Source organism: Desulfuromonas sp. KJ2020, from assembly GCF_024197615.1.
GTDB lineage: Bacteria > Desulfobacterota > Desulfuromonadia > Desulfuromonadales > SZUA-540 > SZUA-540.
The window spans coordinates 1,428,290-1,440,061 of the sequence record NZ_JAKUKE010000001.1; the positions used below are offsets into that span (position 1 = coordinate 1,428,290).

The 11,772-nt window shown below is 64.6% G+C and carries 10 protein-coding genes; all 10 read right to left on the reverse strand.

Going from position 1 to position 11,772, the window contains the following annotated elements:
- Positions 1-5 precede the first annotated feature (5 nt).
- Positions 6-2,648, reverse strand: coding sequence for an alanine--tRNA ligase (gene alaS, locus MJO47_RS06540; protein WP_253960548.1), 2,643 nt, complete (start codon positions 2,646-2,648; stop codon positions 6-8).
- 13 nt (positions 2,649-2,661) lie between these two features.
- The gene (locus MJO47_RS06545; RefSeq protein WP_253960309.1) at positions 2,662-3,120 is read right to left on the reverse strand and encodes a regulatory protein RecX; all 459 of its coding nucleotides are present in this window, start codon (positions 3,118-3,120) and stop codon (positions 2,662-2,664) included.
- Positions 3,107-4,270, reverse strand: a complete 1,164-nt coding sequence (locus MJO47_RS06550) for a type IV pilus twitching motility protein PilT (RefSeq protein WP_253960310.1) — start codon at positions 4,268-4,270, stop codon at positions 3,107-3,109. The genes MJO47_RS06545 and MJO47_RS06550 overlap by 14 nt, the downstream gene beginning before the upstream one ends.
- 3 nt (positions 4,271-4,273) lie before the next feature.
- Positions 4,274-5,296 (reverse strand): recombinase RecA, encoded by a 1,023-nt coding sequence (gene recA / locus MJO47_RS06555; protein ID WP_253960311.1) that lies wholly within the window; start codon positions 5,294-5,296, stop codon positions 4,274-4,276.
- Positions 5,297-5,374: 78 nt separating this feature from the next.
- Positions 5,375-5,950, reverse strand: coding sequence for an RNA 2',3'-cyclic phosphodiesterase (thpR, locus tag MJO47_RS06560; protein WP_253960312.1), 576 nt, complete (start codon positions 5,948-5,950; stop codon positions 5,375-5,377).
- Between the two features lie 8 nt (positions 5,951-5,958).
- Positions 5,959-8,028, reverse strand: a complete 2,070-nt coding sequence (locus MJO47_RS06565; protein WP_253960313.1) for an ATP-binding protein — start codon at positions 8,026-8,028, stop codon at positions 5,959-5,961.
- Between the two features lie 54 nt (positions 8,029-8,082).
- The gene (locus tag MJO47_RS06570; protein ID WP_253960314.1) at positions 8,083-9,321 is read right to left on the reverse strand and encodes a CinA family nicotinamide mononucleotide deamidase-related protein; all 1,239 of its coding nucleotides are present in this window, start codon (positions 9,319-9,321) and stop codon (positions 8,083-8,085) included.
- Between the two features lie 12 nt (positions 9,322-9,333).
- The gene (locus MJO47_RS06575) at positions 9,334-9,801 is read right to left on the reverse strand and encodes a phosphatidylglycerophosphatase A (RefSeq protein ID WP_253960315.1); all 468 of its coding nucleotides are present in this window, start codon (positions 9,799-9,801) and stop codon (positions 9,334-9,336) included.
- Between the two features lie 3 nt (positions 9,802-9,804).
- Positions 9,805-10,992 (reverse strand): nickel pincer cofactor biosynthesis protein LarC, encoded by a 1,188-nt coding sequence (gene larC / locus MJO47_RS06580; protein ID WP_253960316.1) that lies wholly within the window; start codon positions 10,990-10,992, stop codon positions 9,805-9,807.
- A complete protein-coding gene (gene larB, locus MJO47_RS06585; protein ID WP_253960317.1) occupies positions 10,989-11,747 on the reverse strand; it encodes a nickel pincer cofactor biosynthesis protein LarB in 759 nt (252 codons plus the stop codon). The genes larC and larB overlap by 4 nt, the downstream gene beginning before the upstream one ends.
- Positions 11,748-11,772: the final 25 nt, after the last annotated feature.

The following is an 11,772-nucleotide window of genomic DNA, read 5'->3' on the forward strand; positions in this document are numbered from 1 at the left end:
GTGGATTATTTCAAGGCTGCAGCGACCAGGGCCTCGACGTCTTTTAAAGCCGCCGCCAGTTTTTCCGGCTGACTGCCGCCGGCCTGGGCCAGGTCGGGGCGCCCGCCCCCCTTGCCGCCGACCTTCTCGGCCAGTTCCTTGATGAGCTGCCCCGCATGGAGGCGCCCGCTCAGATCCTTGGTTACCGCCACCAGCAGATTGACCTTGCCTTCGTAGTCGCAGCCGAGCGCCAGCACGCCCGACTGCAGGCGGTCGCGCAGCTGGTCAGCCAGCTCCCGCAGGGACTTGCCGTCCATGGCGGCGACGCGGGCCGCCAGCAGCTTGACGCCGGCCACCTCCTTGACCTGCTCCAGCAGCTGGTCCGCCTGGCCCGACTGCAGACGGCCCTGGAGGGATTCGAGCTCGCGCTCCAGCATTTTCTGCTGCTCCAGCAGCTTCTGCACCCGTTTGGCCAGCTGGTCGCGGTTGCTTTTGACCAGGGCGGCCAGGTTGTCGAGATATTCCTCCTGCTCCTGAACCGCCTCCAGAGCCTTGGGGCCGGTGACGGCCTCGATGCGCCGGACCCCGGCGGCAATGCCGCTCTCCTGCAGAATCTTGAAGAGGCCGATGTCGCCGGCGGACTGGGTGTGGGTGCCGCCGCAGAGTTCCAGGCTGAACTCGCCGACGCGAACCACGCGCACGGTGTCGCCGTATTTTTCGCCGAAGAGCGCCGTGGCCCCGGCGGAGACGGCCTCCTGGTGAGCCATTTCCCGGGTTTCGACCTTCTGGTTCTCGCGGATGCGGCAATTGACCTCGCGCTCGACCCGCAGGAGCTCTTCCTTGCTCAACGGGGAGAAGTGAATGAAGTCGAAGCGCAGCCGTTCGGGGGTGACGAGGGAGCCGGCCTGCTTGACGTGGTCGCCGAGAAGGTCGACCAGTACGGCCTGCAGGATGTGGGTGGCCGTGTGGTTGAGGGCCGTGGCCTGACGTATTCCACCGTCAACCTTGAGATCGGCGGCGTCGCCCTGACGCAGGGATCCCGAGAGAACGCGCACCTGATGAACGGTCAGTTCCGGTATCGGCTTGCGGGCGTCAAGGATCTGGCCATGGCCCAGGCCGGTGCTGATCTCGCCGCGGTCGCCCACCTGGCCGCCGGACTCGCCGTAGAAGGGGGTGACGCTGGTGATGACTTCCACCTCTTCCCCTTCCCGGGCTTCTTCGAGGCGTTGGCCGTCCTTGAGGATGGCCAGGATGGTGCCGTAATCGGTGAGGGCGCCGTAACCGGTGAATTCGCAGCGCATCCCCTCTTCGACCAGTTGACGGTAAATGGCGGCGATGGCCTCCTCACCCGAGCCTTTCCAGTGCTCCCGCGCCTTCTGCCGCTGCTTTTCCATGCAGGCTTCAAAGCCCGCTTCGTCCAGGGTGAAGTGTTCGGCTTCGACGATATCGGCGGTCAGATCGACGGGGAAGCCGAAGGTGTCGTAGAGTTGGAAGACGACGTCGCCGGGGACGACGGTCTCTCCCTGTTTCTTCAGCTTTTCCACCGCCTCGTTGAGGATGCGCAGGCCGTTGTCGAGGGTCTGCATGAAGCGCTCCTCCTCGTTGAGGACGACCTTGGCGACATAGTCACGGCGCTCGGCCAGTTCGGGGTAGGCCCCCTGCATCTGCTCCATGACCCGCTGGGCGGTGCGATAGAGCATCGGTTCCTGAAAGCCGAGCATCTTGGCATGGCGCATGGCCCGACGCATGATGCGGCGCAGCACATAGCCGCGCCCCTCGTTGCTGGGCAACACGCCGTCGGCGATGAGGAAAGCGGTGGCCCGGCTGTGGTCGGCGATGACCCGCATGGAGACAGCGTCGCTCTCGGCGGCGCCGTAAGTCTTGCCGGCGAGTTCCTCCACATAGGCGATGAGCGTGCGCAGCAGATCGGTGTCGTAGTTGGATTTGACCCCCTGCATGACCGTGGTGATGCGTTCCAGTCCCATGCCGGTATCGACGGAAGGCTTCGGCAGTGGGGTGAGGGTGCCGTCGGCGCTGCGGTCGAACTGCATGAAGACGTTGTTCCAGATCTCCATGTAGCGGTCGCAGTCGCAGCCGACGGCGCAGTCGGGACTGCCGCAGCCGACCTCGGAGCCGTTGTCCCAGAAGATCTCGCTGCAGGGGCCGCAGGGGCCGGTGTCCCCCATGGACCAGAAGTTGTCTTTTTCGCCGAAGCGGTAGATGCGCTCGCGGGGGACGCCTTCCTGTTCGTGCCAGATGTCGGCCGCCTCATCGTCGTCCGTGAAGACGGTGACAAAAAGACGGCTCTTGTCCAGCTTGAGGTCGACGGTGAGGAATTCCCAGGCGAAGGCGATGGCCTCCTTCTTGAAGTAGTCACCGAAGGAGAAGTTGCCGAGCATCTCGAAGAAGGTGTGATGGCGGGCGGTGCGGCCGACATTCTCGAGGTCGTTGTGCTTGCCGCCGGCGCGCACGCACTTTTGCGAGGAGGCGGCCCGCACGTAGGGGCGCTTCTCGCGGCCCAGAAAGAGATCCTTGAACTGGTTCATCCCGGCGTTGGTGAAGAGCAGGGTCGGGTCGTTGTGAGGAACCAGTGAGGAAGAGGAAACCACCGTGTGGCCACGGTCCTCGAAAAATTTGAGAAAGCGGGCTCGAATGTCGTTGCCGGTCATCATGGAATCTGTCTTACCCTTTCTTTTGGACCGCGTCCATCACGTCGGTGAAGGTGAAGCCGCGGCGCATGAAATAATGAATCACCCGGCGGCGTTGCCGGTCATCTGCGCTCTGATAGTCAAACTGGGGGAACCGCCGGTCGAGCAGATCGTCCAGCAGCGCTGTTTCGTCCTGTTCGGCCCGGGCCGCCTCAAGAGCCCGGTGGGCCAGACTTTCGTCGATGCCGAGGCGCTGCAGTTCAAGGAGCAGCCGCTTTCCCGTCGCCCGCCCCTGGCTCAGCAGCTGACGGGCCCGCTCTTCGGCGAAGCGTTCGTCGTCGATGTAGCCCAGCTGCCGGCAGCGCTCCAGGCTGGCGGCAATGTCCTGGTCGGAAAGCCCTTTGCGCCGCAGTTTACCGCGCAGCTCTTCTTCGCTGTGTCCGCGTCGGGCCAGGAGCCGCAGGGCGGCGCCCATGGCCTCAGAAGCGCTCAATTTCGATATTGTCCCCGGATTCCTCGGCCGGCTTTTCGCCCCCTTCTTTCTCGAAGGCATCCCAGGTCAGATCCGACGTGCTGGAAATGCCCGAAAGCTTGAGCTTGAAATCGTCCGGGTTGGAGCTCTGCCGCAGCGCTTCGTCGTAGGTGATGAGCTTGCGCTGCAGCAGTCCCATGAGGGACTGGTCAAAGGTCTGCATGCCGTAGGAGACATAGCCCTGCTGGATGGTGTCGCGCAGCAGCTTGGTCTTTTCCTTGTCGTCAATCAGTTCACGGACGCGGGCGGTGGAGACCATGACTTCGACAGCCGGGACCCGCCCCTTGCCATCGGCGCGGGGAACCAGGCGCTGGGAGACGACCCCTTTGAGGATGGCGGCGAGCTGCAGGCGGATCTGGCGCTGCTGGTAGGGGGGGAAGGCGCCGACGATGCGGTTGATCGACTCGGAGGCATCGAGGGTGTGCAGGGTCGACAGCACCAGGTGTCCCGTCTCGGCGGCGGTCAGGGCTGTTTCAATCGTCTCGTAGTCGCGCATCTCGCCGACCAGGATGACGTCGGGATCCTGACGCAGGGCGCTCTTGAGGGCCACGTCGAAGCTCACGGTGTCGAGACCGATTTCCCGCTGGTTGATGATGCTCTTCTTGTCGCGGTGCAGGTACTCGATGGGATCTTCAATGGTGATGATGTGCGCCGTCCGGTGGGCGTTGATGTGGTCGATCATCGAAGCCAGGGTGGTCGACTTGCCCGAGCCGGTGGTACCGGTGACGAGGACGAGGCCGCGGGGCTCCATGGCCAGCTTTTTAAGGACCGGCGGCAGCAGCAGTTCGTCCATGTCTTTGACGTCGAAGGGGATCGAGCGCAGAACCATGGAGACAGAACCGCGCTGGGCAAAGACATTGACGCGGAAACGTCCCAGACCCGGCACGCCGTAGGACAGGTCGAGCTCGTGGGTCTCTTCAAAGTGGGCCCGCTGGCGCTCGTTCATGATCGCCAGCGCCATCTTCTTGGTGGCCTCCGGCTCAATGCGCGGCACCTTCGGGTGCGGACGCAGGGCACCGTCGATGCGGTAGATGGGAGGCAGCCCCGCCTTGATGTGGATGTCCGAGGCTCTGGCCTTCATGGCCACGGCCAGGATTTCATTCAGTTCCATACTCTAAGCCTTTTCTGCGGCCTCATCCGGTTTGTTCAGGCCGTAATGGGTGAGTATCTTCTCTTCGATCGCGGCCGCCGTTTCCGGGTGATCTTTGAGGAACTGCTTGGCGTTCTCCCGGCCCTGGCCGATACGCTCATCGCCGTAGGAGAACCAGGCGCCGCTCTTGTCGATAACGCCGGCCTCGACGCCGAGATCGACGATATCCCCCTCGCGGGAAATGCCGGCGCCGTACATGATGTCGAACTCGGCTTCCTTGAAGGGTGGGGCCACCTTGTTCTTGACGACCTTGACCCGGGTGCGGTTGCCGACGACGTCCTGCCCCTGCTTCAGGGAGGCCACGCGGCGGATGTCCATGCGCACGGAGGCGTAGAACTTGAGAGCGTTGCCGCCCGTGGTCGTTTCGGGGTTGCCGAACATGACGCCGATCTTCATGCGGATCTGGTTGATGAAGATGACGCAGCAGTTGGATTTGCTGATGGTGCCGGTGAGCTTGCGCAGGGCCTGGGACATGAGGCGGGCCTGCAGTCCCATGTGAGAGTCGCCCATCTCGCCCTCGATTTCGGCCCGGGGCACCAGGGCCGCGACCGAGTCGACTACCAGCACGTCGATGGCGCCGCTACGGACCAGCACCTCGGCGATTTCCAGGGCCTGTTCGCCCGTATCCGGCTGGGATACCAGCAGATCGTCGGTCTTGACGCCCAGCTTGCGGGCGTAATGGATGTCGAGAGCGTGTTCGGCGTCGACAAAGGCGGCGATGCCCCCTTTCTTCTGGGCTTCGGCGACAATGTGCAGGGCCAGGGTGGTCTTGCCCGAAGACTCGGGTCCGAAGATCTCAATGATGCGGCCCTTGGGGACGCCGCCGACACCCAGGGCGATATCCAGACCCAGGGCGCCGGTGGAGATGGCCTGGACGTCGGGGAGGACGGCGTCCTCACCCAGACGCATGATGCTGCCCTTGCCGAACTGCTTTTCAATATGGCTCATGGCCAGGTCGATAGCCTGTGCGCGGTTTTTGTCCGCCATGTCTTTCCCTTTCCATCGTTAAAGATGTTGAAGCGGCCCTTCGCCGGGCCGGTATTGTTGCGGAGATGAATAGTTCCGTCAGCCCAGCGTGACGTCTTTTCGGGGTGTATGAACGGCGCCGTCCGGGCCCAACTGGCTTTCGTACAGAATCAATCGGTCTGCCTTGAGACTGCCGAAATCCGCCGAGCGATAGCGGTTCAGCACGTTTGCGGCCCCGCCAAAAGGGGTCCGGCAGCGACCCAGGGTCAGGTGCGGGGTAAAGGGTCTCTCCTCTGGGGGGAGACCGATGCCGGACAGGCCGTTTTCCAGCTGGGCATAGAGCGACGCCAGGGGTTTCCCCCCGTGAACGCCCGCCCAGATTACCCGCGGCCGCGTCGTGGACGGAAAGGCGCCGATGCCGCGGACGGGGGCCGAAAACGGCGCAGTGAAAGATTTAACCGATAGCATAACTTCCCCTATTTTTTCAAGGCATTCTTCAGGGAGAGCGCCGAAAAACCGGAGGGTCAGATGCAGGCTTTCAGGCCTTGTCCAGCGCACGCCAGGCCAGTCCGCGGCCAGCTTTCTCTGCAGTTCGGTCAGGGCCTCGCGGACTTCCTCATTCAGAGGGATGGCCAGAAAGGCCCGCACCAGGGGAACGGCGATCTCGGTCGACATGGCCGCCTCTATCCCGAGAGGAGGGCGCTGCCCTCTTCCAGCGGCAGCAGCACATGGAAAGCGCTGCCCTTCTTCATGGTGCCGTCACTTTCCACCCAGACCATGCCGCCATGGGCCTCCACCATCCCCTTGACCAGGGTCAGTCCCAGGCCGACCCCCTTGCCGCCGAAACGGGTATTGGAGGTGAAATGTTCGGTGATATCCCCCACCTCGTAGAACTTGTCGAAAACCCGGACATGTTCCTCGGGGGCGATACCGACGCCGCTGTCTTCGACGCAGACGCGAATCATCGGTTTCTGTCCGGCCTGTTCAAAGAAGGAGGTGGTGAACTTGCGCAGCTCTTCCTCCCGGTGGCGCAACTCTTCCGGGGTAATGAGTCCGCCGCTGATCCGCACCTGGCCCCCGGACGGGGTGAATTTTACCGCGTTTTCGACCAGGCGCTGGAAGGCTTTTTTCAGGTGGTGGCTGTCGCCGCAGACGCAGGCCACCTCCGGCAGGTCATCCAGCTGGTAGCACAGGTTCCGCTCGGCCATCACCGGAGCGAAAGCAGCGCCGACCTCCTGCAGCAGGGTGGGCAAGTGTATCGGCTCCTGGGCCAGATAGATGCTCTGGGATTCGATGCGGGCAACTTCCAGCAGGTCTTCGACGATGCTCTCCAGGCGACGGGCCCCCTGGTGAATGATGCTGAGGATCTGTTCACCTTCCTGATCCACGCAGCGCTGCAGACGTCCTTCCAGCATTTCCGCCCCGGAAAGGACACAGGTCAGGGGGGTGCGCAGCTCGTGGGAGGCCAGGGCCAGAAAGTTGCTCTTCATGCGGTCGATGCGCGCCAGCGTACGGTTGGATTCCTCCACCCGGCTCAGATTTTCGCGCAGCAACTGACGGGATCTTTCCAGCTCACGACTGCTGGCCTCGGTCAGGCGGACCTGCCAGCGCAGGGCCTCGAGCAATTCGGCCCCTTCCACCGCCGTCCCGAGATGGCGGCCGATGGTCATCAGCAGCTGGACTTGGTCACGGCTGAAGACGCGCTTGGATCGTGTGAAGACGAAGAGGATGCCCAGAGTTCTTCCCTGGGCAGTCAGGGGGATCGCCTGAAAGCCGTGCCACCCGGCTTCGCGCACCGCCTGAGAGGACAGCCGACAGTCTTTCTGGAGATTGGCCGAGGCGCGGGGGTGGCCGCTGACAGCCACCCGCCCGGCCAGCCCCTGTCCGGGCGCGAGGGCGCGAAGTTCGGCGAGCACTGATTCTTCGATGCCCTGATGGACCCGCAGGTCCATATCCGTGCCTTCGTGGCGAAGCAGGTAGATGCCCCCTCCGTCCGCCACCATGGCCTGGGTTACCTCGTTCAGGATGACCGTCAGCATTGCGTCCAGATCACGGCTGGAGGCCGCGCGCCCGGCAATCTGGTTGATCAGGAGCAGATCCTGGTTTTTCTGGCGCAGTTCCTTTTCGATGCGCTTGACTTCGGTGACGTCCCTGAGCACCCCGTGGACGAGAGTTTCCTCCCCCATTTCGCCCAGACGGGCGTGCACGGCGCCGATGAATTCGCTGCCGTCCTGGCGGCGGAAGACCAGGTTGGATTCCTCGCCATAGCCGTGCTTGAGCACCCGCTTGACCAGGCGCAGGTAGCGGCGTTGGTGGACGCCGGGGAAGAGCGTGGACAAAGAGAGGTGCCGGGCCTGCTCCGCGCTGTAGCCCAGCAAGTTTTCGGCCTGGCGATTGACCTCAACCAGGGTGCCGTCTTCGGGGTGAATGAAGAAAATGGCGTCGCCGGCGTGATCGAGAATCTGCTGATAGCGTTTCCGGGCGATGCGGGCGCTTTTTTCCTGGTGGTCGGCCTGCTCACGCCAGTGCGTCGCCTCCTGTTCCAGGGTTCTGTGGTGCCGCTCGAGCCGGGTGGTGAGGCGGGCACAGTGAAAGAGGAGGGCCGGGCTCAGGCCAAGGAGAAGCGCCGCCGCCAGCCAGACAGACGGGTCCGGTTGGGCCAGCCAAAGAAGAACCAGGGCGGACAGCATGGCGCCCACGGTCAGGCCGGTCAGGATTTTCGTGGAACGGGTGTTGGCGTTGTGTCTGTCCATGCCGGTTTCCCCTGTCAGCCCCTGCGCCGGGCAGCGTCAGCGGCTATTTCCTGGCTATAGGGGGTGTCTGATCAGCAGGTAGCGACGAATCCAGTCAAGGGCCATGCAGGCGGCCAGGGTGCGTATCTGGTGGCGGTCGCCGCGAAAACGGTAGCCCTTAGCCCGCTCCTCGTCCGCGGCGCTCAGAGCGATGAAGACGGTGCCGACAGGCTTCTGGGCCGTGCCGCCGTCGGGACCGGCGATGCCGGTGACGGCGATGCCCAGACGGGTGCCAGCGGCGCGGCGGATGCCGGTGGCCATGGCCAGGGCGCAGGCCTCGCTGACGGCTCCCTGTTCGACGAGGATCTGTTCCGGCACCTGCAGCCAGTCCTGCTTGGCCGAGTTGGCATAGGTGACCGCGCCGCGCTCCAGAAAAGCCGAAGCTCCCGGCCGGTCGGTCAGCCAGGTAGCGATAAGGCCGCCGGTGCAGGATTCGGCCACGGCCAGCGTGGAGCCTGAGTCGATGAGCCGACGAGCGACGTTTTCGGCCAGGGTCTGGCTGCCGGTGGCGATCACGAAGTCGCCGAGGGCCTGTCGCGCCTGCGCTTCGCCTCGGTCAAGCAGTTCGGCCGCCTCAGGGCGGGCGCAACGCAATTTGACGATGACCAGCGGAAAGTCGACGCCGAAGGCCAGCTGGACGCTGTCGGGCAGGGTCTGCCGGCTCAGCAGTTCCTCGACCCGCGGTTCGGACAGGCCGAAGACCTTGAGCAGTCTCTCCTGGCGGGGGGGCTGGCCGCCCTGGCGCTGCCACAGTGCCGGCAGCACGGACTCTTCCAGCATCGACGCCATCTCCGCCGGTACGCCGGGGAGAAAGAACAGGGTGGCGTTTTGGTATTTCAGGCTGAATCCCGGTGCCGTGCCTTTCGGATTGGGCATGAGGGCGGCGCCTTGGGGGAGCAGAGCCTGTTTATCGTTGCGCGGATGCATATCGACACCCAGACGGGTAAAGTGCTGGCGGATCAGGCGCAGAGCCTCATCGCTGGTTTCCAGCGGCAGGCCGAAGGCGTGGGCGGCGGCAGCGGCCGTGAGATCGTCGGCCGTGGGTCCGAGTCCGCCGGTGACGATGACGACGTCTCTTCTGGCGGTCAGGGCGACCAGGGCCTCTTCGATATCCCCTTTTTGATCACCGACGCAGAGAGCTTCCCGCAGCCCGTAGCCGTGTGGGCTCAGCAGGCGGGCGATGCGCCGGGTGTTTGTGTCGGCCAATTCGCCGCTGAGCAGCTCATCGCCGATGGTCAGTACCGCGATATCCATGGCCAGTCGCTCTTACCCCGTGATAGTGGTTTCGAACAGGTGGAGAAAAACCCGCAGGGCGATGGCGCCGTAAATGCCGGCGACGACGTCGTCGAGCACGACCCCATAGCCATTCTTCATCTTCCGGTCGAACCAGGAGGCCGGCGGAATTTTGCTGATGTCGAAGAGGCGGAAAAACAGGAAGCCGGCGATGGCAGCTGTCCAGGAGAAAGGGAGAAAGGCCACCGTGGCCAGATACCCGACCAGTTCGTCGATAACGATGCGACCGTCGTCCACCACGCCATAGTGTTTGCCCGCCTCACCGGCGGCCCAGAAGGAGAGAAAGAGCAGGGCCGTCCAGGTCAGGGCGTAGAGCCCCGGGGGTAGCGAAGCCAGCAGCCAGAAGGCGGGGATGCCGGCCAGGGTGCCGACGGTGCCGGGGGCAAAGGGCGAGTAGCCGAGGCCGGCGTTGCTGGAGAGAAAAAGGACAAAAGGTCGCACGGCTTATCGCGCCTCCACGGAAAAAAGGGGGTCGGCAGCGCGCTCCACCAGCCGATAGACTTCCGGTAGGGGTAAGCCGCTGCTCTGGGCCAGGCGCCGGCAGCTGTCGAACTCGGGGGTGACGCGCAGCAGCCGGCCGTCCTGGTAAAAAAGTTTGACTTCGGCCGGCCCCAGCGGCGTGTCGAGACGGCGCTGCTCGCGGGGGAGCTTGAGGCGGCGAGCCTGCTGCAGGCGCACGCCGCTGGCGCTGCTTTCGCGCAGGATCAGGGCGGCCAGTTCTTCACTCTGCGCTGCCGGTACGACGACGGTGAGGCCGATGCCAGGACGGTTTTTCTTCATCTGCAGGGGGGAAAAGGCGACGTCCAGGGCTCCCGCGGCGAGCAGACGCTCCATAAGGGCGCCGAGCCATTCCGGGTTGGTGTCATCGAGATGGCTCTCCAGCACGCCCACACAATCGCTTTCGGCGCTGGTCTCTGCAGCCGTGCGGCCAAGGATCCCCCGCAGCAGGTTGGGACGGTCCGCCAGGTCGCGGCTGCCGACCCCATAGCCGGTGCGGTCCACCGTCATGGCCTCCAGGGGCGCAAAACGGGCGATTTCGGCGGCGATGGCGGCGCCGGTAGGCGTCACCAGTTCCTGGTCGCAGCGGCCGTCGACAACGGGCAAGCCCTGGAGGATTTCGAGGGTGGCCGGCGCCGGCAGGGGGATGGCGCCGTGGGCGCAGTGGACGGTGCCGTGACTCAGAGGCAGGGAACCGCAGAGGATTTGGTCGATGTGCAGCTGCTCCAGGGCAAGGGCGGCGCCGACGATGTCGACGATGGAGTCGATGGCACCCACTTCGTGGAAATGGACCTCGGCCAGGTCGACGCCATGGACTTTGGCCTCGGCCACACCCACTCGGCGGAAGATGCGTCGGGCCAACTCCCGGGTCGCGACCGGCAGCGGACTTTCCGCCAGCAGGCGATCGATGTCGGCCCAGGTCCGGTGATGGTGCGACTCGTTGTAGAGGACCTCGACCTTGGTGCCAGTGATGCCCCGGCGCGACTGGCGGCTGCTGCGCAGTTGCCAGCCTTCGATGGGCAGCGTGGCCAGGCCCGTCTCGATGGCCTGCAGCTCGACGCCGAGATCGACCATCAGGCCGAGAAACATGTCGCCGGAAATGCCGGAAAAAGGGTCGAGATAGAGTGTCTTCATCGGGGTGTCGTTTTGATGATGCGGCTGGCGGCAAAGGCGGCGCCGAAGCCGTTGTCGATGTTGACCACCGTGACGCCGCTGGCGCAGGAATTGAGCATGCCGAGCAGGGCCGCCACCCCGCCGAAGGCGGCCCCGTAACCGACGGAGGTGGGTACGGCGATGACCGGCACGCGCACGAGGCCGCCAACCACCGAGGGCAGGGCGCCTTCCATGCCGGCGACGACGATGATCACGGCGGCCTTCTGCAGCTGGTCGGTGCGCGCCAGCAGGCGGTGGATGCCAGCCACGCCCACGTCAACCACCTCCTCGACCTGCAGGCCGAGCATACGGGCCGTCACGCTGGCTTCGCGGGCCACGGGCAGGTCGGAGGTGCCGGCGCAGACCACCAGGACCGCTCCGGTCGGCAGGGAGGTCTGCGGGTTCTGTACCAGGGTGAAGGTGCGGGCGAGGTCGTCGTATTCCCCCTGCGGGAAGGCGGTTCGCAACGGTTCGGCACGATCCGGCGGCAGGCGTGTCACCAGCACGTTGCTCCCCCGCTCCACCATCTTGCCGACGATGGCCACCAACTGCTCTGCCGTCTTGCGCTCGCCCAGGATGATCTCGGGGGCGCCCTGACGGAGCTCGCGGTGATGGTCGATCTGGGCGATGCCGATATCCTCGAAGGGGAGAGCGCGCAGCCGCGCCATCCCTTCGTCGATGGAAAGGTGCTGGTCGCGGATGGCGCTGAGCAGTTTATGGAGTTCGTCCTGGTTCACGTCTTAACGGCCTTTGCGGACTGCG